We start from the raw sequence: 25,768 nt of genomic DNA, 5'->3' as shown, positions 1-25,768 counted from the left end.
CGCACGTGAATCCCGCACGGCACCGGTGGGGTGCCGTACGGGATTCACACGTGCGGGCTATTCGGCGGCGGGCGCCCCGCCCTCGGCCGCCGGCGGCTCGTCGGCGGCGGGCGCCTCGTCCTCGGCGGCGGAGGCGTCGCCGCCGAGCAGGCGGCCGAGCTGGCTGCCCAGGATGCGCTTGAACTTGCGCTGCTGGACGCGCTTGCGGTCCAGCACCGCGACCTCCAGCTGCTCCGGCGTCATGGCGCGCGGGCTGCCCCCGTTGGGGTCGCGGGCGAGGCCGTCGACGGCCAGCTTGAGGGCCTCGGTGAGGGCCATGCCGGCCCGGTGCCGCTGGCCGAGGTAGTTGCCGATGGAGTCGGCGTTGCCGCCGACCACGACGTAGTTCTTCTCGTCGACGACCGAGCCGTCCGGGGTGAGCCGGTAGATCTGGTCGTCGCCGTCGGTGCGGCCGACCTCGGCGACGACCAGCTCGACCTCGTAGGGCTTGTCGCCGACCGAGGAGAAGATGGTGCCGAGGGTCTGGGCGTAGACGTTGGCGAGGCCGCGGGCGGTGACGTCGGCGCGGTCGTAGGAGTAGCCGCGCAGGTCGGCGTAGCGGACGCCGCCGATGCGCAGGTTCTCGAACTCGTTGTACCGGCCGACCGCGGCGAAGGCGATCTTGTCGTAGATCTCGGAGACCTTGTGCAGCGCCCGGGAGGTGTTCTCCGCGACGAAGACGATGCCGTCGGCGTAGGTGAGCACGACCACGCTTCGGCCGCGGGCGATGCCCTTGCGGGCGTACTCCGCGCGGTCCGCCATGGCCTGCTGAGGCGAGACGTAGAACGGTGTGGACACCGGCGGTCGTCCCCTTCTTCCTGGGTGGGTGGCGGACTAGAGCAGCGGGGCCTGCGGCCCGTTGGGGTGCTCGCGGCGGCCGGCGGTGATGGACATGGCGATCTCCGACACCTCGTCGTCGCCGAGCCGGCGGAAGCCGTCCTCGGTGATCAGCGAGACGATCGGGAAGATGCCGCGGGCCAGGTCGGGGCCGCCGGTGGCGGAGTCGTCGTCGGCGGCGTCGTAGAGCGCCTGCACCGCGAGGGTGGCGGCCTGCTCGCCGCCGAGGTCGTCGCGGTAGAGCTTCTTCAGCGAGCCGCGGGCGAAGACCGAGCCGGAGCCGGTGGCGGCGAAGCCGCGTTCCTCGGAACGGCCGCCGGTGACGTCGTAGGTGAAGATCCGGCCGCGCCCGAGGTCGAGGTCGTAGCCGGCGAAGATCGGCACCACGGCCAGGCCCTGCATGGCCATCGCCAGGTTGGACCGGATCATGGTGGTGAGCCGGTTGGCCTTGCCCTCCAGGGAGAGCACGGCGCCCTCGATCTTCTCGTAGTGCTCCAGCTCCAGCTGGAAGAGGCGGACCATCTCGACGGCGAGGCCGGCGGTGCCGGCGATGCCGACGGCGCTGTACTCGTCGGCCGGGAAGACCTTCTCGATGTCGCGCTGGGCGATCACGTTGCCCATGGTCGCGCGGCGGTCACCGGCGATCACCACGCCGCCGTCGAAGACCGCGGAGACGATGGTGGTGCCGTGCGGCGCCTCGAGCACGCCCTCGGGGAGGCGGCGGTTGCCGGGCAGCAGCTCCGGCGCCTGGCGGCCGAGGAAGTCCATGAACGACGAGGACCCGGGGGTCAGGAAGGCGGCCGGTAGACGCCCGGTGCCACCAGTGTTGGCTTCCACACGATTCCTTCCGTGTTGACGGTCAAGCAGTCGGTCGAGCAGCTGATGTCCGGACCCTACCCGCGTCGGCGCCCCTTGATCCACACGATCGGCGGCGCCGCTGCGGGCGGTGGGAGCAGAGCGCGCTGCAGGCATGCCGTGACACACCTGCAGCGCGGTCTCCGCGGCGCGGTTTCAGGAAGGGAATGCCCCCTCCTACTCGCCGCCCTTCTGCACGAATCCGCGGACGAAATCCTCGGCATTCGACTCGAGGACCTCGTCGATTTCGTCCAGGACGGCGTCGACGTCGTCGCTGAGCTTTTCCTGGCGCTCCTTCAGGTCGTCGGAGGCCTGCGCCTCTGCGGACTGCTCCTCGACCTCTTCGGAGGAGCGGTTCGCCCGCTGCTGGCCGCCGCCGGTGTCCTTACCAGCCATTTCCCTCACCCCGCTCGCTCTGTGTGGTCAGACCCTATCCGCCGGGTACGGCATTCGCGCCCGGTTTACGTTCAACGCTCGGCGCTCACCGGAATGATTCCCCTTCGGCAGGGATTTCACCCCAGGTGATCGAAGAGTTACCCTCCGGACAGTACACGAACCAGATCCTCGGCCGTCCGGCAGCGGTCCAGGAGTTCCTTGACGTGGCTCCTGGTGCCGCGCAGCGGCTCCATGGTGGGCACCCGCTGCAGCGAGTCGCGGCCCGGCAGGTCGAAGATCACCGAGTCCCAGGAGGCCGCGGCGACGTGCTCGGCGTACTGCTCCAGGCAGCGTCCGCGGAAGTACGCCCGGGTGTCCTCCGGGGGCTTGGAGACCGCGCGGGTGACCTCGTCCTCGGTGAGCAGGCGCTCGAACCGGCCGCGGGCCACCAGGCGGTTGTAGAGGCCCTTGTCGGCCCGTACGTCGCTGTACTGCAGGTCCACCAGGTGCAGCCGGGGGTTGTCCCAGTCCAGCCCGTCGCGCTGGCGGTAGCCCTCCAGCAGTTCGCGCTTGGCGATCCAGTCGAGCTCCTTGGACAGGCTCATCGGGTCGCGCTCCAGCCGGCCGAGCACGTCCTCCCAGCGGGCGAGCACGTCCATGGTCTGGTCGTCGGCGTCCTGGCCCCAGCGGTCCTCGACGTACTTGCGGGCCAGCTCGCAGTACTCCATCTGCAGCTGGACGGCGGTGAGCTTGCGGCCGCTGCGCAGCTGGAGGAGGTGGGTCAGGCCCGGGTCGTGCGAGACCCGGTGCAGGGTGCGCACGGGCTGGTCGACGGCCAGGTCGACGGCGATGAAGCCGTCCTCGATCATCGCCAGCACCAGCGAGGTGGTGCCCAGCTTGAGGTAGGTGGAGATCTCCGAGAGGTTGGCGTCGCCGATGATCACGTGCAGTCGGCGGTACTTCTCGGCGTCGGCGTGCGGCTCGTCGCGGGTGTTGATGATCGGCCGCTTGAGGGTCGTCTCCAGGCCCACCTCGACCTCGAAGAAGTCGGCGCGCTGGCTGATCTGGAACCCGTTCGCGGAGCCCTCCTGGCCGAGCCCGACCCGGCCGGCGCCGGTGACCACCTGGCGGGAGACGAAGAACGGGGTGAGGTGGCGGACGATGTCGGCGAACGGCGTCGCCCGCTTCATCAGGTAGTTCTCGTGGGTGCCGTAGGAGGCGCCCTTGTTGTCGGTGTTGTTCTTGTACAGGTGGATCTTCTGCCCGTTGGGCAGTTCCAGGGCGCGGGCGGCCGCCTCGGCCATGATCCGCTCGCCGGCCTTGTCCCAGAGCACCGCGTCGCGGGGGTTGGTCACCTCGGGCGAGCTGTACTCGGGGTGCGCGTGGTCCACGTAGAACCGGGCGCCGTTGGTGAGGATGACGTTGGCGAGGCCGATGTCCTCGTCGGTGAGCTGGCTGGCGTCCGCCACCTCGCGCGCGAGGTCGAAGCCGCGGGCGTCGCGCAGCGGGTTCTCCTCCTCGAAGTCCCAGCGGGCCCGGCGGGCCCGGTGCATCGCCGCGGCGTAGGCGTTGACGATCTGGGACGAGGTGAGCATGGCGTTGGCGTTCGGGTGGCCGGGCACGGAGATCCCGTACTCGGTCTCGATGCCCATCACGCGGCGTACGGTCATGCGGCCCTCCTTGCCCGTAGTGGTCCTGTGAGACGCGCCGTCCGGCTGCGGGGCGGGTGGGCACCGCAGCCGGACGGAGGGTTCGCGGTCCTTACAGGTACTGCCCGGTGTTGGCGACAGTGTCGATGGACCGACCGGACTCGGCGCCCTGCTTGCCGGTGACGAGGGTGCGGATGAAGACGATCCGCTCGCCCTTCTTTCCGGAGATCCGGGCCCAGTCGTCCGGGTTGGTGGTGTTGGGCAGGTCCTCGTTCTCCTTGAACTCGTCCACGCAGGCGGCGAGCAGGTGGGAGACGCGGAGGCCGCGCTGGCCGTGGTCGAGGAAGTCCTTGATGGCCATCTTCTTCGCCCGGTCCACGATGTTCTGGATCATGGCGCCGGAGTTGAAGTCCTTGAAGTACAGGACCTCCTTGTCGCCGTTGGCGTAGGTGACCTCGAGGAAGCGGTTGTCCTCGGTCTCCGAGTACATCCGCTCGACCACGGACTGGATCATGGCGGCCACGGTGGCGGGCACCGAGCCGTCGTGCTCCTTGACGTCGTCCGGGTGGAACGGCAGCGAGTCCTTGAGGTACTTGGAGAAGATGTCCTTCGCCGCCTCGGCGTCCGGCCGCTCGATCTTGATCTTGACGTCCAGGCGGCCGGGCCGCAGGATCGCCGGGTCGATCATGTCCTCGCGGTTGGAGGCGCCGATGACGATGACGTTCTCCAGGCCCTCCACGCCGTCGATCTCCGCCAGCAGCTGCGGGACGATGGTGTTCTCCACGTCCGAGCTGACGCCGGAGCCGCGGGTGCGGAACAGCGACTCCATCTCGTCGAAGAAGACGATGACGGGCGTGCCCTCGCTCGCCTTCTCCCGGGCCCGCTGGAAGACCAGGCGGATCTGCCGCTCGGTCTCGCCCACGTACTTGTTGAGCAGCTCGGGGCCCTTGATGTTGAGGAAGTAGCTCTTGCCCTGGGGCCGGCCGGTGACCTCGGCGACCTTCTTGGCCAGCGAGTTCGCGACCGCCTTGGCGATCAGCGTCTTGCCGCAGCCGGGCGGGCCGTAGAGCAGGACGCCCTTGGGCGGGCGCAGCTCGTACTCCTTGAAGAGGTCGGCGTGCAGGTAGGGCAGCTCGACCGCGTCGCGGATCTGCTCGATCTGGGTGCCCAGACCGCCGATCTGCCGGTAGTCGATGTCCGGGACCTCCTCGAGGACCAGCTCCTCGACCTCGGACTTCGGGACCACCTCGTAGACGTAGCCGGAGCGGGCCTCCAGCAGCAGCGCGTCGCCGGGCCGCAGGGTGAGGTCGCGCAGCGGCTCGGCGAGCCGGACGACGCGCTCCTCGTCGGTGTGGCCGATCACCAGGGCGCGCTCGCCGTCCTCCAGGACCTCCTTGAGGGTGACGATGTCGCCGATGCTCTCGAAGGCCATCGCGTCCACGACGTTCAGGGCCTCGTTGAGCATGACCTCCTGGCCGCGGCGCAGCTCCTCGGGGTCGATGCTCGGGCTCACGTTGACCCGCAGCTTGCGGCCGCCCGTGAAGATGTCGACGGTGCCGTCCTCGTTGGCTTCGAGGAAGGTGCCGAACCCGGCCGGCGGCTGGGCGAGGCGGTCGACCTCCTCCTTGAGGGCCACGATCTGGTCGCGGGCCTCGCGGAGGGTGGCGGCGAGCCGCTCGTTCTGGGCGGTGACACCGGCCAGGTTGGTCTGGAGCTCGACGATGCGCTCCTCGAGGATTCTCGAGTTGCGCGGCGAGTCGGCGAGCTTGCGACGCAGGACGGCGATCTCCTGCTCGAGGTACGAGACCTGCGCGGCCTCGTCGGAACCACGAGCGGGCCGGCCGGCGCTGCGGTTGTAGTCGTCATCGTGGGCTGCCACGGTCCTCACCTCCTCCTGGGGGAGCTGGACGACCCAAACCTACCTGCAGCCAGGGGTCTGTAAACCCCTAGATCAGAAAGATGGATCGGGCGTGTCCGATCTTCGCCCTTGCGTTGCGTCCCCTCTGGTAGTGGATGTGCCCACCGCTCAACGGTTCAAAGCAGGGCGGGGGTAAGGTCGGCTCTGGAGTGCGAGTGGAAATGCCGCGCAAAGCGGGGCGTTCCGTGACAGAAACGGCAGGGAACATGTCGGCCACCGGCGAAGAGCTCGAAGTCTGGATCGACCAGGATCTGTGCACGGGCGACGGCATCTGCGCGCAGTACGCGCCGGAGGTCTTCGAGCTGGACATCGACGGCCTCGCCTACGTGAAGGGCGAGGACGACGAGCTGCGCCAGCAGCCCGGCGAGACGGTGCCCGTCCCGCTGACCCTGCTTCAGGACGTGGTGGACTCCGCCAAGGACTGCCCCGGCGACTGCATCCACGTGCGCCGGGTGCACGACCGGGTCGAGGTGTACGGCCCCGACGCCGAGTGAGCGCGGCCGGGCTGAGCCCGGCTCAGCCCGGCCCCCGCAGGACGGCCCGTCAGCCCCCGCGGGCGCCGGTCAGACCTGTCCGGCGGGCACGGCGCTCTGCGCCCGCACCCAGTCCTCGCCCTGCCGCGTCCAGCTGAGGTCCACCGCCCGGTCGGGGCAGCAGCGCGGCACGTCGTCCGAGGACCAGCCCTGGGCGTGGCCGCGGATCGCACCGTCGCTGCGGATCGTGAGCGCGGTGACGGTGAGGCCGTCCTTCACCGGGTCGAGCAGCGTCTCGGCAACCTTCGGCCGGCCGTCCGGGCCGTTGGTGATCAGGTAGACGCCGTCCGGCGGGGTGCCGTTGCCGGCCGCGCAGTGCGCGGCCACCACCGTGCTGGGCACGCCGTCCACCGTCGCGCTGGCCCGCAGTGCCACGGACACCCCGAAGGGCCCGCAGTCAAGGGGAAGTTCGGCCTTCCCCGGGTCGGGTGCGGCGGCCGCCGGCACCGGCTCCGCGGTGGGCCGCACCGGCGTCGGCGTGCCCTGCGCCGGGTCCGCCGCGAGCGCCCCGGCCACCACCGCGCCGCACCCGGCGGCGACCAGTGCCCAGTGCTTCAGCCCGCTGCGCGCATGCCCGGGTGCCTTCGGTCCGCCGCTGGTCACGCCGCTCGTGGTCATGGTCTGCTCCGCCCTCGGCCGCTGCTGGTGCTCGCTGTCAGGGCTCCCCCGGGCCCGGGTGCCCGCCGTCCCCGCGAGGGGTCTCCCCCCACCTCGCCGCGCCCGCCGGACAGACCTCTCCCCCGGTCGCTGCGCCCGGCACGGACAGGTCCGGGGGCGCGAAGGAGGGGGTGTCGTGAGCGAGCATCCTGCCACATGATCGGCCGCCGCGGGACACCGGGCCGACGGCTCTTCCGGGGGGAGCTCCGCGGAACGCCGCGAGGGGCGGCGCACCGGAGCAGGTCCTCCGGCGCGCCGCCCCTCGGCGGGTGGTTCTGCACGGTGTCAGGGCAGGTCGACGCCCTCGGCGGCGGCCGACTCGCGGGAGGCCCGGCGGGCCGCGGCACGCTCGGCGAGCGAGGGCTCCGGGGTGCCGTTGTCGTAGTCCTCGCCGTAGGCGCCCTTGGCCGGACGGCGGCGGCGCAGCGGCGGCTCGACGCCGTCGGCGAGGCGCCGGGCGGTGAGCAGGAAGCCGGTGTGGCCGATCATCCGGTGGTCCGGGCGGACGGCCAGGCCCTCCAGGTGCCAGGTGCGGACCATGGTCTCCCAGGCCTGCGGCTCGGTGAAGGTGCCGTGCTCGCGCAGCGCCTCGACGGTCTTCGACATCTGCGTGGTGGTGGCCACGTAGCAGCAGATGAGGCCACCGGGGACGAGTGCCTTGGAGGCGACGTCCAGGCACTCCCAGGGGGCGAGCATGTCCAGGATGACGCGGTCGACGTCGGTCTCGACCAGGTTGTCCTGGAGGTCGCCGACGGTGAGCTTCCACGCCGGGTGCGGGCCGCCGAAGTAGCGCTCCACGTTGCCGCGGGCGATCTCGGCGAAGTCCTCGCGGCGCTCGTAGGAGGCGAGCATGCCGGTGTCGCCGACGGCGCGCAGCAGGTACGTGGAGAGCGCGCCGGAGCCGACGCCGGCCTCGACGACGCGGGCTCCCGCGAAGATGTCGGCCATCGCCAGGATCTGACCCGCGTCCTTGGGGTAGATCACCGCCGCACCGCGGGGCATGGACAGGACGTAGTCGGGGAGCAGGGGGCGCAGCGCGAGGTACGGGACGTTGCCCGTCGTGCGTACGACCGTGCCCTCGGGGGCGCCGATCAGCTCGTCGTGCGGGAACGCACCCTTGTGGGTGTGGAACTGGTTCCCGGCCTGGAGCGTGAACGTGTAGTGGCGGCCCTTGGGGTCGGTCAGCTGGACCTGGTCCCCGACCTGGAAGGGCCCGCGTCGGCGGGTGGCACCGGTCGGTTCGGACATGCAGACAATCCTAAGGGAACGCCGGACCTCCCCCGACCAGCCGGGGCATGCGCACGCCAGGGGCAACCCGACAGGGGCGCGCCCGTGTGCGTCGGCCTACACCCGGCCGCCGACCTCGCGGGCGAGTCTGCGTTCGAGGTCGGCGAGGGCCAGCACGCCGTACGGGCTGCCGTCGGGGCGGACGATCAGGTACTCGGTCGCGGGGGCGCGCCGCAGTGCGGTCAGCAGCTGCTCGCCGGTGAGGTCGAGGTCGAGCCGCATGGCGGGTTCGAGGTCGCGGGCGAGCGCGCCGACCGCGACCCAGGGGCGGCGGTGCTCGGGCACCTTGCCGACGGCGGCCTCGGTGACCAGTGCGGTGGGCTCGCCGCGGCCGTCGACCACGACGATCGCACCGGCCTGCGCCTCGCGGGCCCGCCGCAGCGCCTCGCCGAGCGGGGTGTCGGCGGGGACCTCGACGAAGCGTCGGGCGAGGTCGCGCAGGGCGAGCCGGGGCAGGGCCTCGCGGAGCCGGGCGTTGCGGACGGCGCCGCTCGCCCCGTTCCAGATGATCACCGCGAGGACGGCGGCGAGGACGCCGTCGATCAGGCTGTCGGTGGTGGACTGCTGGGGGTCGCGGGAGGCGCTGTACAGCGGCAGCCCGAAGAGGACGAGCAGGGCGAGCCCGCGACCGACCCAGGCGGCGGCGACGGTGCCGGCCATCGGCCGGCCGGTGACGCCCCAGACGACGGCGCGCAGCATCCGGCCGCCGTCCAGCGGGAGGCCGGGCAGCAGGTTGAAGGCGGCGACGACGAGGTTGCTGACCATGAGGCCGGCGAGCAGCACGCCGGGCACGGTGTCGGTGTCGACGGCGGTGAGGGCGAGGTAGAAGGCGCCGCCGAGGACGAGCGAGAGCAGCGGGCCGACGAACGCCAGCCAGAACTCGCGGGCCGGGGTCTCGGCCTCCTTCTCGATCTCCGAGACGCCGCCGAAGAACTGCAGCTGGATCCGCCGCACCGAGAGCCGGTAGCGGAGGGCGACCACGGTGTGGGCGAGTTCGTGCACCAGGACGGAGGCGTAGAAGGCGACCGCGAAGGAGAAGGAGACCAGGTAGCGGGTGGCGCCGAGGTCGGGCAGCACCTCGCTGAGCCGGCCGCCGAACACCCAGGTGATCAGGGCGGCGATGACGAACCAGGAGGGCGTGACGTACACCGGGACGCCGAAGGGTCGGCCCATCAGGATGCCGCCGCGCGGCTCCGGCCGCTCGGGCCGGTCCGCCGACGGCTGGTCGGAGGTCCGCTGCCCCCTGGTGTCGCTCACCGCGTCCCCTTCGCTCTCGTCGTCCCCGCCGGTGCGCCGTGCTGTCGCGGCGCCGTGGCCCGCACCGTCGCGCCCACGCTACGTGATCTCCGTCCGGATGCCGCGCGCGCCCCTCGCGCCGCGCCCGCGGCGGCGGTCGGGTGCTGTCCGTACCTCGGTGATACCCCGGATGCGGTGCCTCCAGCGGTGTCGGTGTCAGCCGGGCGGCAGCGGGATGTGAGCGAGGGGCAATAGGGTCGGGGGCATGCACCAGACCGAGACCGAGCCGCCGACCCGGCCGGCCGCCGCGCCGACGGGCCTGTCGCCCTCGCGCGCCGGCGACTTCATGACCTGCCCGCTGCTGTACCGGCTGCGGGTGATCGACCGGCTGCCGGAGCCGCCGAGCGCGGCCGCCACCCGGGGCACGGTGGTGCACGCCGTGCTGGAGCGGCTCTTCGACCATCCGCCGGGCGAGCGGACGGCGGAGCTGGCGCGTTCGCTGCTGCGCCCGCAGTGGGAGCGGCTGCTGGGCGAGCGGCCGGAGCTGGCGCAGCTGTTCCCCGGCGACGAGGACGGTTCGGCGCTGGCGGGCTGGCTGGGCGACGCGGAGAAGCTGGTGGACCGCTGGTTCGGTCTGGAGGACCCGACCCGGCTGCACCCGGTGGAGCGCGAGCTGTACGTGGAGACGCCGCTGGAGCCGGGCGTGCTGCTGCGCGGCTACATCGACCGGGTGGACGTCGCGCCGACCGGTGAGGTGCGGCTGGTCGACTACAAGACCGGCCGGGCGCCCTCGCGGGACTTCGAGGGCAAGGCGATGTTCCAGATGAAGTTCTACGCCCTGGTGGTGTGGCGCTGGAAGGGCGTCGTCCCGCGCCGGCTGCAGCTGGTGTACCTGGGCGGCGGCGGGGACGTCGTCACGTACGACCCGGACGAGGCGGACCTGCTGTCGGTGGAGCGCAAGCTCAGGGCGCTGTGGGAGACCATCTCGCGGGCGGTGGCGACGGGCGACTTCCCGGCCACCCGCAACCGGCTGTGCGACTGGTGCGACCACAAGGCCCGGTGCCCGGAGTTCGGGGGCACTCCCCCGCCGTACCCGCTGCCGGTGCCGGTGCCGGTGCCGGTGCGGAGAACGACCGACGACGATCCCACGGGGGATCTCATGGTGAGCAAGGAGTCGTAGGTGACGATCCGAGTGCTGCTGGTCGACGACCAGCCGCTGCTGCGCACCGGCTTCCGGATGATCCTGGAGGCCGAGTCCGACCTGGTGGTGGTCGGGGAGGCCGGGGACGGCCAGCAGGCGCTGGAACAGGTCCGGGCGCTGCAGCCGGACGTGGTCCTGATGGACATCCGGATGCCGCGGATGGACGGGGTGGAGGCGACCCGGCGGATCGCCGGTCCGGGGCGGGACGGCCCGGCGAAGGTGCTGGTGCTGACCACCTTCGACCTGGACGAGTACGTGGTCGAGGCGCTGCGCGCGGGGGCCAGCGGCTTCCTGCTGAAGGACGTGCCGGCGGAGGAGCTGGTGCAGGCGATCCGGGTGGTCGCGGACGGTGCGGCGATGCTGGCGCCGTCGGTGACCCGCCGGCTGCTGGACATGTACGCCACCAAGCTGCCATCCGGCGAGGAGGCGCCGCCGCAGGCGCTGGGCGCGCTGACCGAGCGCGAGGTGGAGGTGCTGCGGCTGGTCGCCCGTGGCCTGTCGAACGCGGAGATCGCCGCCGAGCTGTTCGTCAGCGAGACGACGGTGAAGACGCACGTCGGGCACGTGCTGACGAAGCTGCAGCTGCGCGACCGGGTGCAGGCCGCGGTGTACGCGTACGAGTCGGGTCTGGTGCGCCCCGGCTCGATGTGAGCCGCCGGGTGCGGCGACGGCCCGCCTCCTCCGCTGCGGAGGGGGCGGGCCGCCGCCGTTCGGTCACTTGGTGCCGTTGCGGCCGATCTCCCAGAAGCGGAAGATCCCGGTGGTGTCGACGGTGCCGTCGACGCCGGTGATGTCGTTGCGCGAGGCGTAGAAGGACTTGGCCTGGAACAGCGGGATCACCGGGACGCCCTCGGCGACGATGTTCTGGATCTGGCCGTAGGCGCCGCCGGCGGAGCGGTCGGTCAGCTTGATGCTGGCGGGCACCAGCTTGCCGCTGATCCGCGGGTCGTCCCAGCCGTTGTGGAAGGCGCCGCCGTCGACCACGATCGGGCTGACGAAGTTGTCCGGGTCGGCGTAGTCGGGGGTCCAGCCGACGGTGTACGCCTGGTAGCTGCCGGCCTTCCAGCCCTCCTGGTACTTCTTCCAGTCGGGCTCCTGCTTGATGTCGACCTGGAAGACGCCGCCGTTCTCCAGGTCCTTCTTGATCTGCTCCATCTCGGCGGCGCCGGCCCGGGCGCGCGACCAGGTCAGGGTGATCTTGACCGGGGTGGAGATCTTCGCGTTGGAGAGGATCTTCTTCGCCTTGTCGACGCTCGGGTCGCCGTAGCGGTCCGCGAAGGAGGTGTTGTGCCCGGTGATGCCGGCCGGCACCAGCGAGTACAGCGGCTGGACGGTGTTGGCGTACACCGTGCGGGAGAGCGCCTTGCGGTCGATCAGCTGGGCGACCGCCTGGCGGACGGCCGGGTTGCCGGTGACGGCGTCCTTGGTGTTGAGGACCAGGTAGCGGGTCTCGGCGCTCTCGCCCTCGGCGACCTTGAGGTCGCCCTTGCCGGCCATCTGGTCGTCCTTGATCTTGGCGCCGGCCGAGGGCTCCAGGCTGTTGTCGGCGAGGTCGACCTCGCCCTTCTCCAGCGCGCTCTTCAGCTCGTCCGGTGCGTTGAAGTAGCGCAGCGCGAACTTGCCGCTGGTCGGCTTGTTGTCGCCCTTGTACTCGCTGTTGGCGGAGAGGGAGACCTTGCCCGGGTTCTCGCCGCCCTCGATGGTGGCGATCGAGTCGATCTTGTACGGGCCGGAGCCGACCAGCTTGTCGTTGGCGAGCAGCGCGTCGGCCGGGAAGACCTGGTGGTCGACGATCGAGCCGGCCGCCGAGGCGAGCTTCGCCGGGAGGACGGCGTCCGGGGCCTTGAGGTGGAAGACCACCTTGTCCTGGCCCTTGGCCTCGACGGACTTGATGGTGGAGAGCAGCGAGGCGGGGCCGCTCGGGTCGTTGATCTTCAGCATCCGCTGGACCGAGAAGACGACGTCCTCGCTGGTCAGCGCGTGGCCGTTGGAGAACTTCAGCCCGCTGCGCAGGGTGCACGCGTAGGTGATCGCGTCACCGCCGGTGAAGCCGCAGGACTGCGCGGCCTCCGGCTGCGGCACGGTCGCGCCGGGCGGGAAGCTCAGCAGCGACTGGAAGGTGTTGTTCAGCACCAGCCAGGAACCGGCGTCGTAGGCACCGGCCGGGTCGAGCACGCTGGTCACGTTGGTGGTGCCCATGGTGATCGCGGACGGCGAGTCCTTGCCGGTGACGGCCTTGGTCGCGGAGGCGCAGCCGGCGGCCGAGGACGCGACCATGACGGCGCAGCCGAGCACGGCCAGGCGGTGGGCTGAAGACATGCGGGATGGATTCCTTCTCCGTGCGGCCGGGCTTGTGGGGAGGCGCCGGTAGGGTGCCGTCACGGGCCGCGACCCAGGGTGGCGGGCGCGGCTGCGACGGTCCGTTGGTCCCCTTTTCGGGGAATGACCGGAAGTAGCGTGCCATATCGACCACGCACCGCCTCGCACGCGTGCGCGAGGGCCGGGTTCCCGGGGCTCCCGCCGGTCCCCGCAGACCGGCGTTCTGTCACCCGATGTCCGTTTTCTCCGTCAGGCCCAGCACGGTCCGTCGCCGGGGCGCCGCAGCCAGAGAGCGGCACCGCACGGAAAAGAGAGCGAACTCACACCCGGGCGGCGATCAGCGCGTGCAGCAGCTCCAGATCGACCTGCTCCAGCGAGCCGAGGACGGTGCGTCCGGGGGCGGGCTCGATGGCGGCGACCGAGGGCACCGCGATGACCTGGCAGCCGGCGGCCTCGGCGGCGAGCACCCCGGTCGGGGCGTCCTCGATGACCACGCAGCGGGCCGGGTCGGCGCCGAGCCGGGCGGCGGCGGTGAGGTACGGGTCGGGGTGCGGCTTGGTGCGCGGCACCTCGTCGCCGGCCACCGAGAAGGCGAAGTGGTGGGCGCCGAGGCTGCGCAGCACGATGTCGATGACGTGCCGGTGCGAGGCGGAGACCAGGGCGGCGGGGACGCCGTGCGCGGCCAGGGTGTTGAGCAGCCGTTCGGCGCCGGGCATCAGCGGCACGCCGCCGGCCAGCAGGTCGACGAAGCGCTGGTTGATCAGGACGGTCAGCTCGGCCGGGGTGTGCGGCACGGCCGTCCGGGAGAGCAGGTAGTCGATGACGCGGGTCATCGGTCCGCCGACGACGTGGGCGCGGTCGGCCTCGTCGAGGACGTGGCCGAACTCGGCGAAGAGCGACGCCTCGGCCTGCCACCAGAAGTCCTCGGTGTCGACGAGCGTGCCGTCCATGTCGAGCAGCACGGCCTGCAGGCCGCCGCCGGTCCCGCCGAGGCTCTCGGTGAGGGTCGAGATGGTCGTCATGGCATGGTCCCTTCGCCGGGTGGGGTCCCGTCCGCACGGGTGGCCGGGCGGGGCCGGGGATGGCACAGGCCGGCCCGCTTGTGAGCGGACCGGCCCGTTCAGGATCATTCAGGATACGCCCGCCGACCGGAAATGTGCCGAACGGAGCGCAGCGGACGGGTTACCTGGCGTTGAAGTACTTCGCCTCGGGGTGGTGGATGACGATGGCGTCGGTGGACTGCTCGGGGTGCAGCTGGAACTCCTCGGAGAGCACCACGCCGATCCGCTCGGGCTTCAGCAGCTCGGCGATCTTGGCGCGGTCCTCCAGCTCCGGGCAGGCCCCGTAGCCCAGCGAGAAGCGGGCGCCGCGGTACTTCAGGGCGAACATGTCGCGGACGTCCTGCGGGTCCTCGTCGCCGAAGCCGAGCTCGTAGCGGACCCGGGCGTGCCAGAACTCGGCGAGCGCCTCGGCCAGCTGCACCGACAGGCCGTGCAGCTCCAGGTAGTCGCGGTAGGCGTTGGCGGCGAACAGCTCGTTCGCGGCCTCGGAGACCCGGTTGCCCATGGTGACCACCTGCAGCGCCACCACGTCCCGCTCGCCGGAGTCCTCCGGGCGGAAGAAGTCGGCCAGGCAGAGCCGGCGGCCGCGGCGCTGCCGCGGGAAGGTGAACCGGGTCCGCTCGGAGCCGTCCTCGTTGTGGACGATCAGGTCGTCGCCCTTGGAGTTGGCCGGGAAGTAGCCGTAGATCACGGCGGGCTCCAGCCAGCCCTCGGTCTGCAGCCGGTCCAGCCACATCCGCAGCCGCGGCCGGCCCTCGGTCTCCACCAGCTCCTCGTACGAGGGGCCGTCGCCGGTGCGCGAGGCCTTCAGGCCCCACTGGCCCTTGAACAGCGCGTCCTCGTCCAGCCAGGAGGCGTAGTCCGCGAACGGGATGCCCTTGACGATCCGGTCGCCCCAGAACGGCGGCACCGGCACCCGGTTGTCGACGGCCACGTCGGAGCGGACCTGGCCGAGGTTGACCTCCTCGACCTCCTCCACCTCGACCCGGGCGTGCCGGCGCTGCCGCAGCTCCGGCAGGGCCGCACCGGGCACGCCGCGCTTGACCGCGACCAGCGCGTCCATCAGCTTGAGGCCCTCGAAGGCGTCCCGGGCGTAGCGGACCTCGCCCTGGTAGACCTCGTGCAGGTCCTGCTCGACGTAGGCGCGGGTGAGCGCGGCGCCGCCGAGGATCACCGGGAAGTCGGCGGCCAGGCCGCGCTGGTTCAGCTCCTCCAGGTTCTCCTTCATGATCACCGTGGACTTGACCAGCAGTCCGGACATGCCGATGACGTCCGCCCGGTGCTCCTGCGCCGCCTCCAGGATCGCCGAGACCGGCTGCTTGATGCCGAGGTTGACGACGTTGTAGCCGTTGTTCGACAGGATGATGTCGACCAGGTTCTTGCCGATGTCGTGGACGTCGCCCTTCACGGTGGCGAGCACGATGGTGCCCTTGCCCTCCGAGTCGGACTTCTCCATGTGCGGCTCCAGGTGGGCCACCGCGGACTTCATCACCTCGGCGGACTGCAGCACGAACGGCAGCTGCATCTGGCCGGAGCCGAACAGCTCGCCGACCACCTTCATGCCGGCCAGCAGCGTGTCGTTGATGATCTCCAGGGCCGGACGGGCCGTCAGCGCCTCGTCCAGGTCGGCCTCCAGGCCGTTGCGCTCGCCGTCGACGATCCGCCGCTGCAGGCGCTCCTCCAGCGGCAGCGCCGCCAGCTCCTCCGCCTTGGACGCCCTCACCGAGGCCGAGGAGACGCCCTCGAACAGCTCCAGCAGGCGCTGCAGCGGGTCGTAGCCGTCCCGGCGGCGGTCGTACACCAGGTCCAGCGCGACCTCGCGCTGCTCCTCGGGGATCCGCGCGATCGGCAGGATCTTGGAGGCGTGCACGATCGCCGAGTCCAGGCCGGCCTCCACGCACTCGTGCAGGAAGACCGAGTTCAGCACCACGCGGGCGGCCGGCGAGAGACCGAAGGAGATGTTGGACAGGCCGAGCGTGGTCTGCACCTGCGGGCGGCGGCGCTTCAGCTCGCGGATCGCCTCGACGGTCTCGATGCCGTCCCGGCGGGACTCCTCCTGGCCGGTGCCCAGGGTGAAGGTGAGGCAGTCGACCAGGATCGACGACTCGTCGATGCCGTACTCGGTGGTGAGCTGCTCGATCAGCCGCTCGGCGATGGCGACCTTCTTGTCGGCGGTGCGGGCCTGGCCCTCCTCGTCGATGGTCAGCGCGATCAGGCCGGCGCCGTGCTCGCGGGCGAGCGAGGCGATCCTGCCGAAGCGGGTCTCGGGGCCGTCGCCGTCCTCGTAGTTGACCGAGTTGAGCACCGCGCGGCCGCCGAGCGCCTCCAGGCCGGCCCGCAGCACCTCCGGCTCGGTGGAGTCCAGCACCAGCGGCAGGGTCGAGGCGGTCGCCAGCCGGGTGGCGACCTCCCGCATGTCGGCGACGCCGTCCCGGCCGACGTAGTCGACGCACAGGTCGAGCAGGTGGGAGCCGTCCCGGATCTGGTCGCGGGCGATCTCCACGCAGGCCTGCCAGTCCTCGGCGAGCATCGCCTCGCGGAACTTCTTGGAGCCGTTGGCGTTGGTGCGCTCGCCGATCGCCAGGTAGGAGAGGTCCTGACGGAAGGGCACCGACTGGTAGAGCGAGGCGGCGGCCGCCTCCGGCTTCGGGTCGCGGGCCACCACCGGGCGGCCCTGGACGCGCTCGACCACGTGCCGCAGGTGCTCGGGGGTGGTGCCGCAGCAGCCGCCGACCAGCGACAGGCCGTACTCGCGCACGAAGGTCTCGTGGGCGTCCGCCAGCTCCTCGGGGCTCAGCGGGTAGTGCGCGCCGTCCTTGCCGAGGACGGGCAGGCCGGCGTTGGGCATGCAGGAGAGGCCGACCTTGGCGTTCTTCGCCAGGTAGCGCAGGTGCTCGCTCATCTCGGCGGGGCCGGTGGCGCAGTTCATGCCGATGTAGTCGATGCCCAGCGGCTCCAGGGCGGTCAGCGCCGCACCGATCTCCGAGCCGAGCAGCATGGTGCCGGTGGTCTCCACCGTCACCTGGGCGAGCACCGGCAGGTCCAGGCCCGCCTCGGCGAGCGCCTGCTTGACGCCCAGCACGGACGCCTTGGTCTGCAGCAGGTCCTGGCTGGTCTCGATCAGCAGGGCGTCGGCGCCGCCGGCGATCAGGCCGGCCGCGTTCTGCCGGAAGCCCTCGCGGATCACCTCGAAGGTGGTGTGGCCCAGGGTCGGCAGCTTGGTGCCGGGGCCGATCGAGCCGAGCACCCAGCGGGTCCGGCCGTCCCGGGCGGTGAACTCGTCGGCCGCCTCGCGGGCGATCCTCGCGCCGGCCTCGGACAGCTCGACGATGCGGTCGGCGATCTCGTACTCGCCGAGCGCGGCGTGGTTGGCGCCGAAGGTGTTGGTCTCCACGCAGTCCACGCCGACGGCGAAGTACGCGTCGTGGACCGAGCGCACGATGTCCGGGCGGGTGACGTTGAGGATCTCGTTGCAGCCCTCCAGCTGCTGGAAGTCCTCCAGGGTCGGGTCCTGCGCCTGCAGCATCGTGCCCATCGCGCCGTCGGCCACCACGACGCGGGTGGCGAGGGCTTCGCGGAGGGCGTTCGCACGCTCCTGGTGGGCGGCGGCTGCGGCGGACGAGGGGACGGCTGTGGCCATGGGGCGACTCCCTGGGTGCGACGGCTGTCGGCTATGCGTCCCCTCCTGGTTCGGGGATGCACGCCGTCAGGGTATCCGGACACCTGCCCGGCGACGGAACCCGTTCCGCATCCTGGGCGTCCTGTCCACCTGAACGGACGGGACGGGAGGGGCCGGGTGCCACGGAGGATCACCGCGCCGGCGGCGTGGCTGCACAGGCTGCGGCCCGGACGGAGCAGGCGACGGCGGCTCACCGTCGCCGTCCTCGCCGTCCTCGGCCTGCTGCTCCTTCCGGTGGGCGGCGCCGCCGTCGCCCTCCGCCTCCAGTACGTGGGCGAACCGTCCGCCGAGGCCAGGACGCGGGACCGCGACGCCCTCTGGCTCGGCCACGCCTGGGTGGACGGGCGGCGCACCGACGCCGACCTCACCGCACTCGCCGCCCGCCTCGCCGGCACCGGCGTCCACGACCTGTACGTGCACACCGGGCCGCTCGCGCACGACGGCTCGCTCGACCCCGCGCTCGCCCCGCAGGCCCGGTGGTTCCTGGACGGCGTCCACCGCCGGCTGCCCGGCCTGCGGGTGCAGGCCTGGCTCGGCGACGTGGTCGCCCCGGAGAAGGACGGCCTCCACCTGGACCGGCCCGAGGTCCGGACCCGGATCACCGTCGCCACCGTGCAGACCCTGGCCCTCGGGTTCGAGGGCGTGCACTTCGACCTCGAACCCGTCCGCTCGGGGTCGGCCGGCTTCCTCGCCCTGCTCGACCAGGTCCGCCCGCTCACCGCGGCCTCCGGGGTGCCGCTCTCCGTCGCAGCCCCGCAGATCGACCCCGTCCCCGGGCTGCACCGGGTCGGACTCGCGGTCGCCGACCACGGCAAGTGGTGGTCGAAGGAGTACTTCGCCGACGTCGCCCGGCGGGTCGACCAGATCGCGGTGATGAGCTACGACACCGGGATGCCGCTGGAGTCGCTGTACGGCGGCTACGTCGCCCGGCAGACCGAACTCGCGTTGGCCGCCACCCCGGACTCGGTGGACCTGCTGATGGGCCTGCCCGCGTACTGGCAGGACGACTTCGGCCACCGCGGCTCCGCCGAGACCGTCGCGGCGGCCGTCCGCGGCGCCCGGCTCGCCCTCGGCCGCAGCGGACGGCAGTCCTTCGGCCTCGCGCTGTACGTCGACTTCACCGCCACCCCGGCCGACTGGAACGCCTACCGCAACGGCTGGTGCCGCTGAGCGCCGCCCGGGTTAGGCTGCGGCCATGACCGAACCGGCCCTGTACGCAGCGGAACTGACGACCGATCACCTCGTCCTGCGGCGGCCGGTCCCGACGGACGTGGCGGCGATCCTGGCCGTCCACCGCGACCCGCGGACCTGCCGGCACAACCCCTCCGACGCGCTGCGCACCAGGGCCGAGGCCGAGTGGCTGTACCGGCGCTGGGACGAGCGGTGGCAGCGCAGCGGCTTCGGGTACTGGGTGGTGCGCGGCCGCGGGGCGGAGCAGCCGCTCGGCTTCTGCGGGGTGAAGCCCACCGTGCTGGGCGGGCTGCGCGGGCTCAACCTCTTCTACCGCTTCGACCCGGCCTGCTGGGGCCGGGGCGTGGCCGGCGAGGCCGCCACCGCGGTCGTCGCCTGGGCCGGCCGGGAGCTGCCGCGGCTGCCGCTGATCGCCCGGATACGCCCGGAGAACCTGGCCTCCCAACGCGTCGCCGAGAAGGCCGGCCTGACCCGCGCCGCCCACCTGGACGAGATCGGCGAGGACGGCCTCGACTGGATCTGGGCCCGCAACCTGCCGTAGCAGGCGCCCCTGGCCGGCTTTCCCGATCCCGCATCGCCAGCCACCCCGGATCGCGCAGTCCTCCCCCGGCCTCCGGCCGGGAGGTGCCCCCACGCGCCCCCGTGGCGTCACAGCGGGGTGCTGTGCAGGGCGATCAGCAGGCGCCAGACCCGGCCGGCGAAGGTGGGCGGGTCGGCGGCGATCAGGCCGTGCAGCCAGTCGGCGAGCAGGCCGGTGAAGGCCGCGGCGACCGCGGAGGCCACCGTGTCGGCGTGCGGGGCGCCGGCCCGTTCGCGTTCGGTGCGGCTGCGCTCCCGCAGTCGCCTGTGCATGAGGTCGCCGAGCGGGCCGCCGCCGCCCGGGTCGAGCAGGCCCCGGTAGAGGGCGGCGTGCCCGGCGGCGTCCGCCAGGAAGGCGGTGAGCGCGGCGGGCGGCGCCGCCGGGTCGACCGGGCCGCGCCAGTCGTGCAGGGCGTCGACGGCGGCCTCGACCACCTCCCCGCAGGCGTCGACGGCGAGCGCCCGCAGGTCCTCGTAGTGCAGGTAGAAGGTGGCCCGGCCGAGGCCCGCGCGGCGGACCACGGCCGAGACGCTCACCTCGGCCAGGGGCCGTTCGCCGCACTCGGCGAGCAGTGCGCCGCGCAGGGCGGCCCTGGTGCGCTCGGCGCGGGGGTCGTTCATCCGGCGGCCAGTACGGCGGCGAGGGCGACGGCTCCGGGCAGGGCCTGGGCGACCAGGATCCGCCGGTTGGCGGTGGCGCCGCCGTACAGGCCGGCGACCACGACGCAGCTCAGGAAGAAGACCTGGGCGTCGTGGCCGACCGGGTCGGCGGCGATCAGGCCCCAGACCAGGCCGGCCGCCAGGAAGCCGTTGTAGAGGCCCTGGTTGGCGGCGAGCGGCGCGGTCGCCTTCGCGAGGCCGGCGTCGAAGCCGGAGAGGCTCCGGCCCGGGGAGCGCTCCCAGAGGAACATCTCCAGCACCAGGATGTACGCGTGCAGTGCGGCCACCAGGCCGACCAGGACGTTCGCCGCCGTTTGCATGGATCACTCCGATTTCATGGACACCTGTCCATCAATCATAGACGAGTGTCCAGGAACTCCAGCCACACCGCGGTGTCGGACGGCAGCCCGCCCTCCGCGAGGGCTCCGCTGCTGAGCACCGGACGGGCGCCCTCGGGCAGCGGCACCGGCTGCTCGCCGAGGTTCACCAGGCAGCCGAACCCTCCGGCCCGCCGGAAGGCCAGCACCTCCGGGCCGGAGGGCAGCCAGTCGAAGCCGCCGGTGATCCGCTCGCGGCGGATCCGCAGCGCGGCGCGGTAGAGCTCCAGCATCGAGTCCGGGTCGCCGGTCTGCGCCGCCACGGTGAGCGCGCCCCAGCCGGCCGGCTGCGGCAGCCAGGGCTCGGCACCGTCGGGTGCGAAGCCGTACGGCGGCAGGGTGCCGGACCACGGGATCGGGACGCGGCAGCCGTCGCGGCCGGGGTCGGTGCCGCCCGAGCGGAAGTGCATCGGGTCCTGCAGGCTGCCGAGCGGCAGGTCCTCGACCTCGGGCAGGCCGAGCTCCTCGCCCTGGTAGAGGTAGAGCGAGCCGGGCAGCGCCAGCGAGAGCAGTGCGGCGGCGCGCGCCCGGCGCAGGCCCAGGTCCGGGTCGGTCGGGGTGCCGAAGCGCTTGGTGGCGAACTGGAAGCGGGTGTCCTCGCGGCCGTAGCGGGTGACGGTGCGGGTGACGTCGTGGTTGGCGAGCACCCAGGTGGCCGGGGCGCCGACCGGGGCGTGCGCGGCCAGCGTGCCGTCGATCGAGGCGCGCAGTTCGGCGGCCGACCACGGGCGGGCCAGGAAGTCGAAGTTGAAGGCGGTGTGCAGCTCGTCCGGGCGCAGGTAGCGGGCGAACCGCTCGGTGTCCGGCACCCAGATCTCGCCGATCAGGACGCGCGGCTCCTCGTAGGAGTCCGCGATCGCCCGCCAGGAGCGGTAGATCTCGTGCAGGTCGTCGCGGTCGACGAACGGGTGGGTGTCGACGCCGGGTTCGAAGTCGGGCAGGCCCGGCTCCTTGGTCAGCAGGCCGGCCGAGTCGATCCGCACGCCGGCGGCGCCGCGGTCGAACCAGAAGCGCAGGATCTCCTCGTGCTCCCGGCGGACCAGCGGGTGCGCCCAGTTGAGGTCGGGCTGCTCGGTGGCGAACAGGTGGAGGTACCACTGCCCGTCCTCGATCCGCGTCCACGGGCAGCCGCCGAACTCCGACTTCCAGTCGTTGGGCGGCAGTTCGCCGTGCTCTCCGCGGCCCTCGGTGAAGTGGAAGAGGTCGCGCTCGGGGCTGCCGATGCCGGCCGCGAGGGCCGCCCGGAACCACGGGTGCCGGTCGGACACGTGGTTGGGCACGATGTCCACGACGGTGCGGATGCCGAGGTCGCGGGCCTCCGCGATCAGCTTCTCGGCCTCCTCCAGGGAGCCGAAGACCGGGTCGATGGCGCGGTAGTCGGCGACGTCGTAGCCGCCGTCCTTCAGCGGGGAGGGGTACCAGGGGTTGAACCAGACGGCGTCGAAGCCGAGTTCGGCGAGGTACGGGAGCCGGGCGCGGATCCCCGCCAGGTCACCGGTGCCGTCGCCGTTGCCGTCGGCGAAGCTGCGCGGGTAGACCTGGTAGATCGCCGCGTCTCGCCACCAGTCCCGGCGGTCGGGCTGCTGTACCACGGTGGGTAGTCCTTTCGAGAAATGACGGGCCGTCAGCCCTTGAGCCCGCCCGAGGTCAGGCCGGCCATGATGTTGCGCTGGAAGATCAGGAAGAACACGATGGTCGGCACCGAGGCGATGGCCAGGGCGGCGATCACGACGTTCTGCGGCACGCCGATGGACAGCGAGTTGATGCCGATGTTGAGCGGCTGGTTCTTCGGGTCCGGCTGGACCAGCAGCGGCCACAGGAAGTCCTTCCAGACGTTCACCACCGCGAAGATGGAGACCACGCCGAGGATCGGCCGGGACATCGGCAGCACGATCGACCACAGCGCCCGCAGCGGCGACGCGCCGTCGATGGCGGCGGCGGCCATCAGCTCCTCCGGCACCGAGTCGAAGAAGCGCTTCAGCAGGAAGATGTTGAAGGCGTTCGCCACGGTGGGCAGCCAGATCGCCCACGGGGTGTTGATCAGGTTGAGGTGCAGCAGCGGCAGGTCCAGCACGGTGAGGTACTGCGGCACGATCAGCACGGTGGACGGGATCATCAGCGTCGCCAGCATCATGCCGAGGATCAGGTTGCCGAGGACGGGCCGCAGCTTGGAGAGCGCGTAGGCCGCGGCCACGTCGAAGACCAGCTGGAAGGCGAGCGCCCCGAACGCGTAGTACAGCGTGTTGAAGAGCAGCCGGCCCATGTTGAGCTTGGACCACGCCTCGGTGTACGTGTCGGTGTGGACCTGGTGCGGGTAGAAGGTCGGCGGGCTCTGGATGACCTCCTGGGTGGACTTCAGTCCGCCGGTCACCAGCCAGTAGAGCGGGCCGAGGAAGACCAGGGTGAATGCCACGATCACCAGGACGAGGACGGTCCGGTAGACCGCCTTGCCGAACGGGCGGTTCAGCTGCGTCTCGGAGATCAGGGTACGGGTGGAGGTGTCTGCCATGGCGGTGCTCCCGTCCTAGTCGTTGGTGCGGCTCAGGCGCACGTACAGCGCGGAGAAGCCGGCGAGTACGAGCAGCATGACCAGGCCGAGCGCCGAGGCGCTGCCGTAGTTGTTGAAGCTGAAGGCGTACTGGTAGATGAGGTTGACGACGGTCAGCGTCGAGTTCTGCGGGCCGTTGCCGCCGGTCAGCAGGTAGGGCTCGACGAAGACCTGCATGGTGGCGACGATCTGCAGCAGCAGGAGCAGCGAGAGGATCAGCCGGGTCTGCGGGATCGTGACGTGCCAGATCCGGCGCAGCAGGCCGGCGCCGTCGAGTTCGGCGGCCTCGTAGAGCTCGCCCGGGATGCCCTGCAGGGCCGCCAGGTAGATCAGGGTGGCGCCGCCCATGTTCATCCAGGTGGCCGCGATGACGACCGAGGGCATGGACGTGGTGGGCGAGTTGAGCCAGGCCGAGGTCGGCAGGTGGAGCGCCTTGAGGATCGCGTTGAACAGGCCGTAGCCGGGGTCGTAGAAGTACTTGAAGAGCAGCACCGAGGCGACCGGAGGGAGCATCACCGGCAGGTAGACCAGGATCCGCAGGTAGGCCTTGGCGTGGCGGAGCTCGTTCAGCAGGACGGCGACGACGAACGGCACCGCGAAGCCGAGCACCAGGGCGAGCACCGTGAACAGCAGGGTGTTGCGCCAGGCGTGCCAGAAGTCCGGGTCCGCGAAGATGCGGTCCAGGTTCTCCGTGCCGACCCAGGTGGTCCTTCCGCGCTTGGTCTTCTGGAAGCTCATGATCACTTCGCGGACCATCGGGTACCACGAGAAGTACGCGAAGCAGAGCAGGGCACCGAGCAGGAAGCCATGGCCGGTGAGGTGCCTGCGGATGCGCTGACGGAGGGCGGCGCGGCCCTGCGAGGGATCGGCGTGCGCCGGTGGCTCGGTCTTCCGGCGGGCGGAGACGCTGATCGCTGCCATGGGGTTACTCCCGGTCGGTCGGAGGGTGTGGCTCGGGCGTGCGTGGGGGCCGGCCCGCCGGCCGGCCCCCACCGGCCGTCACTGGAGGTTGGCCAGCACCTGGTTGACCTGGCTCTCGGCGTCCGAGAGCAGCTTGTCGACGTTGGCGTTCTTGTCGGTCAGGACGGCCGAGACGGCGCCGTCGAGGACCTTGTAGATCTGCTGGGCGTTGGCGGGCTCGGTCTTGCCGGGCACCGAAGTGGCCAGGTACGGCGCGTAGTTCTGCACCGGGACGGTGGCGCTGGCGGCCTTGGCCTTGTTGTCGGCGTCCAGGGTGGAGCCGCCGAACAGGAAGGGCTGCGGCAGGCCGACCGGCAGGCCGTCGGCCTTGGTGCGGGCGTAGTCGAACTGGCCCTTGCCCATGGTCAGCCACTTGAAGTTGACCCAGGCGATGCCGGCCTTGATCTGGTCCGGGGTGGAGCCCTTCTTGAACATGTAGTCGGCGCCGCCGAGCAGGGCGCCCTTGCCGCCGGGCATCGGGCCCATGCCGTAGTCCTCGTAGTTGCCCTTGAGGGTCTGCACCATGTAGGTGATGTCGTCCGGCGCGCCGACGTACATGCCGAGCTTGTCGGTCGACATCTGGGTCATCAGGTCGGGCCACTTGAGGCTCTGGGTGGCGCCCATGGTGTTGTCGGTCCAGCGCATGTCGTACAGGTTCTGCAGGACCTGCTTGCCCTCGGGCGTGTTGAAGGCGGCCTTCTTGCCGTCCTCGGTGGTCATCGAGCCGCCGAGGCCGTAGAGCTCGGCGGTGAAGTGCCAGCCGCCCTGGTTGGTGGCGCTGTAGTCGCCGTAGCCGTTGACGCCGTTGCCGAGCGCCGCGATCTTCTTGGCGGCCTCGCGGATCTCGGCCCAGGTGGTCGGCGGCTTCTCCGGGTCGAGGCCGGCCTGCTTGAAGAGCTTGCGGTTGTACAGCAGGCCCATCTTGTAGTTGGTGGTGGGCAGACCGTAGAGCTTGCCCTCCGAGGTCAGGGTCTTCATGACGGACGGGTCGATGTCCTTGAGCGCGGGCACCGTCTGCTCGTTGACGTAGGCCGAGATGTCCTCGGCCTGGTCGGCGTCGAGCACCTGGTCCAGGTCGGTGAAGTACGTGTAGAAGACGTCCGGCTGGGTCTTGCCCTTGAGCTGCGCGGTGAAGGAGGCCGGCTCCTCGCAGGGGGAGGCGTCCTTCGCGTTGATCGTGACGTTCGGGTAGAGCTTGTTGAACGCCGCGACGTCCTCGGACCACTGCTTGCGCTCGGCCGGCTTGGTGGTCGGCGGCTGGCAGTCGATGCTGATGGTGACCTTGGTGTTCGGGTCGAGGGAGGCACTGGCCGCGGGCTTGCCGGAGTCCCCGGAGTTGCCGGTGTCGGAGCCGGAGGAGCACGCGGCAGCGGTGAGGGCGAGGCCCGCGGCGGCGGCGAGGGCGACGGTTCTGCGGAGGAGCCGGTCTCTGGTCATGCGGATGGACCCTTTCAAGCACGTGTGGGCTGCGCCTGGGCGCGGGGGTGCCCGTGGATTTCCGGTGGGGGGCCGGCCCCGGAAGACGTCCGGGAGCCGGGGAAGCGTGCGAGGCCGGGGCACGGTCGCTGTGTCTGGCAGCAGCGCCGGCCGGTGTCGACTACTTAACCAGCCTCGACAGATGTCCACAAGATGTCGACTGAATTTCGCAAAAAGACGACACTGGCAACGCAGGTTTGCGTGACCGATCCGGCGGTCGCATGGTCGCCGCGCCCCGCCCGCCACCTGCCGAAAGGCCCCCCACGGAGCCCCGGAAGCCCTTGCCGGGCCTGGTGGCACCGGGTTGCGCAACCATCCGCGCAAGCGGCCC

22 protein-coding genes are annotated in these 25,768 nt (G+C 71.6%); 5 read left to right on the top strand and 17 right to left on the bottom strand.

Features of this window, described 5'->3' with window-relative positions; all coding sequences use genetic code 11:
* Positions 1 to 57 precede the first annotated feature (57 nt).
* The 5 genes from prcA to arc all read right to left on the bottom strand — a co-directional run bounded on the left by prcA (position 58) and on the right by arc (position 5,634).
* The gene (prcA, locus tag ABD353_RS01580; protein ID WP_344621597.1) at positions 58 to 837 is read right to left on the bottom strand and encodes a proteasome subunit alpha; all 780 of its coding nucleotides are present in this window, start codon (positions 835 to 837) and stop codon (positions 58 to 60) included.
* A gap of 36 nt (positions 838 to 873) precedes the next feature.
* Positions 874 to 1,713 carry a proteasome subunit beta gene (gene prcB, locus ABD353_RS01575; protein ID WP_344621596.1) on the bottom strand — a complete coding sequence of 280 codons (840 nt, stop codon included), beginning with the start codon at positions 1,711 to 1,713 and terminating at the stop codon, positions 874 to 876.
* Between the two features lie 195 nt (positions 1,714 to 1,908).
* A complete protein-coding gene (locus tag ABD353_RS01570) occupies positions 1,909 to 2,127 on the bottom strand; it encodes a ubiquitin-like protein Pup (RefSeq protein WP_030274209.1) in 219 nt (72 codons plus the stop codon).
* A gap of 137 nt (positions 2,128 to 2,264) precedes the next feature.
* Entirely contained in the window at positions 2,265 to 3,776 is a 1,512-nt protein-coding gene (gene dop, locus ABD353_RS01565) for a depupylase/deamidase Dop (RefSeq protein WP_344621595.1), read from the bottom strand.
* A 91-nt stretch (positions 3,777 to 3,867) separates the two neighbouring features.
* Positions 3,868 to 5,634 carry a proteasome ATPase gene (arc, locus tag ABD353_RS01560; RefSeq protein ID WP_344621594.1) on the bottom strand — a complete coding sequence of 589 codons (1,767 nt, stop codon included), beginning with the start codon at positions 5,632 to 5,634 and terminating at the stop codon, positions 3,868 to 3,870.
* Positions 5,635 to 5,879: 245 nt separating this feature from the next.
* Here arc and ABD353_RS01555 point away from each other — a divergent pair, with 245 nt between their 5' ends.
* Positions 5,880 to 6,167 carry a ferredoxin gene (locus tag ABD353_RS01555; RefSeq protein WP_344621593.1) on the top strand — a complete coding sequence of 96 codons (288 nt, stop codon included), beginning with the start codon at positions 5,880 to 5,882 and terminating at the stop codon, positions 6,165 to 6,167.
* Positions 6,168 to 6,236: 69 nt separating this feature from the next.
* Here ABD353_RS01555 and ABD353_RS01550 read toward each other — a convergent pair whose 3' ends face one another.
* The 3 genes from ABD353_RS01550 to ABD353_RS01540 all read right to left on the bottom strand — a co-directional run bounded on the left by ABD353_RS01550 (position 6,237) and on the right by ABD353_RS01540 (position 9,407).
* Positions 6,237 to 6,824, bottom strand: a complete 588-nt coding sequence (locus tag ABD353_RS01550; RefSeq protein WP_344621592.1) for a hypothetical protein — start codon at positions 6,822 to 6,824, stop codon at positions 6,237 to 6,239.
* A gap of 324 nt (positions 6,825 to 7,148) precedes the next feature.
* A complete protein-coding gene (locus tag ABD353_RS01545) occupies positions 7,149 to 8,111 on the bottom strand; it encodes a tRNA (adenine-N1)-methyltransferase (protein ID WP_344621591.1) in 963 nt (320 codons plus the stop codon).
* Positions 8,112 to 8,207: 96 nt separating this feature from the next.
* The gene (locus ABD353_RS01540) at positions 8,208 to 9,407 is read right to left on the bottom strand and encodes a site-2 protease family protein (RefSeq protein ID WP_344621590.1); all 1,200 of its coding nucleotides are present in this window, start codon (positions 9,405 to 9,407) and stop codon (positions 8,208 to 8,210) included.
* Between the two features lie 244 nt (positions 9,408 to 9,651).
* Between ABD353_RS01540 and ABD353_RS01535 the strand changes: the two genes are divergently transcribed.
* Positions 9,652 to 10,566, top strand: coding sequence for a RecB family exonuclease (locus ABD353_RS01535; RefSeq protein ID WP_344621589.1), 915 nt, complete (start codon positions 9,652 to 9,654; stop codon positions 10,564 to 10,566).
* A complete protein-coding gene (locus ABD353_RS01530) occupies positions 10,567 to 11,238 on the top strand; it encodes a response regulator (protein ID WP_344621588.1) in 672 nt (223 codons plus the stop codon).
* 63 nt (positions 11,239 to 11,301) lie between these two features.
* Here ABD353_RS01530 and ABD353_RS01525 read toward each other — a convergent pair whose 3' ends face one another.
* The 3 genes from ABD353_RS01525 to metH all read right to left on the bottom strand — a co-directional run bounded on the left by ABD353_RS01525 (position 11,302) and on the right by metH (position 17,607).
* A complete protein-coding gene (locus ABD353_RS01525) occupies positions 11,302 to 12,906 on the bottom strand; it encodes an ABC transporter substrate-binding protein (RefSeq protein ID WP_344621587.1) in 1,605 nt (534 codons plus the stop codon).
* Between the two features lie 320 nt (positions 12,907 to 13,226).
* Positions 13,227 to 13,928, bottom strand: coding sequence for an HAD family hydrolase (locus ABD353_RS01520; protein WP_344621586.1), 702 nt, complete (start codon positions 13,926 to 13,928; stop codon positions 13,227 to 13,229).
* 160 nt (positions 13,929 to 14,088) lie between these two features.
* Positions 14,089 to 17,607 (bottom strand): methionine synthase, encoded by a 3,519-nt coding sequence (gene metH, locus ABD353_RS01515; protein ID WP_344621585.1) that lies wholly within the window; start codon positions 17,605 to 17,607, stop codon positions 14,089 to 14,091.
* Positions 17,608 to 17,763: 156 nt separating this feature from the next.
* Here metH and ABD353_RS01510 point away from each other — a divergent pair, with 156 nt between their 5' ends.
* Together ABD353_RS01510 and ABD353_RS01505 are read left to right on the top strand one after the other, a co-directional pair.
* Positions 17,764 to 18,816, top strand: a complete 1,053-nt coding sequence (locus ABD353_RS01510; RefSeq protein ID WP_344621584.1) for a glycoside hydrolase family 18 protein — start codon at positions 17,764 to 17,766, stop codon at positions 18,814 to 18,816.
* A 25-nt stretch (positions 18,817 to 18,841) separates the two neighbouring features.
* Positions 18,842 to 19,378, top strand: coding sequence for a GNAT family N-acetyltransferase (locus ABD353_RS01505; RefSeq protein ID WP_344621583.1), 537 nt, complete (start codon positions 18,842 to 18,844; stop codon positions 19,376 to 19,378).
* 107 nt (positions 19,379 to 19,485) lie between these two features.
* Here ABD353_RS01505 and ABD353_RS01500 read toward each other — a convergent pair whose 3' ends face one another.
* The 6 genes from ABD353_RS01500 to ABD353_RS01475 all read right to left on the bottom strand — a co-directional run bounded on the left by ABD353_RS01500 (position 19,486) and on the right by ABD353_RS01475 (position 25,398).
* On the bottom strand, positions 19,486 to 20,037 hold the full coding sequence (locus tag ABD353_RS01500; protein ID WP_344621582.1) for a TetR/AcrR family transcriptional regulator: 552 nt from the start codon (positions 20,035 to 20,037) through the stop codon (positions 19,486 to 19,488).
* Positions 20,034 to 20,396: a DUF1304 domain-containing protein gene (locus ABD353_RS01495; RefSeq protein WP_344621581.1), complete on the bottom strand. Its 363-nt coding sequence runs from the start codon at positions 20,394 to 20,396 to the stop codon at positions 20,034 to 20,036. Before ABD353_RS01495 ends, ABD353_RS01500 begins: the two co-directional genes overlap by 4 nt.
* Before the next feature lie 35 nt (positions 20,397 to 20,431).
* Positions 20,432 to 22,045 carry a glycoside hydrolase family 13 protein gene (locus tag ABD353_RS01490; protein ID WP_344621580.1) on the bottom strand — a complete coding sequence of 538 codons (1,614 nt, stop codon included), beginning with the start codon at positions 22,043 to 22,045 and terminating at the stop codon, positions 20,432 to 20,434.
* 32 nt (positions 22,046 to 22,077) lie between these two features.
* The gene (locus ABD353_RS01485) at positions 22,078 to 22,962 is read right to left on the bottom strand and encodes a carbohydrate ABC transporter permease (RefSeq protein WP_344621579.1); all 885 of its coding nucleotides are present in this window, start codon (positions 22,960 to 22,962) and stop codon (positions 22,078 to 22,080) included.
* 15 nt (positions 22,963 to 22,977) lie between these two features.
* Complete coding sequence (locus ABD353_RS01480) at positions 22,978 to 23,922, bottom strand: carbohydrate ABC transporter permease (RefSeq protein WP_344621578.1); 945 nt, start codon at positions 23,920 to 23,922, stop codon at positions 22,978 to 22,980.
* Between the two features lie 78 nt (positions 23,923 to 24,000).
* Positions 24,001 to 25,398: an extracellular solute-binding protein gene (locus ABD353_RS01475; protein WP_344621577.1), complete on the bottom strand. Its 1,398-nt coding sequence runs from the start codon at positions 25,396 to 25,398 to the stop codon at positions 24,001 to 24,003.
* Positions 25,399 to 25,768 lie beyond the last annotated feature (370 nt).

It is taken from the genome of Kitasatospora arboriphila, assembly GCF_039528095.1.
Classification (GTDB): domain Bacteria; phylum Actinomycetota; class Actinomycetes; order Streptomycetales; family Streptomycetaceae; genus Kitasatospora; species Kitasatospora arboriphila.
Note: the sequence above shows the minus strand (reverse complement) of the source record. Positions and strands in the feature narration are given on the sequence as shown.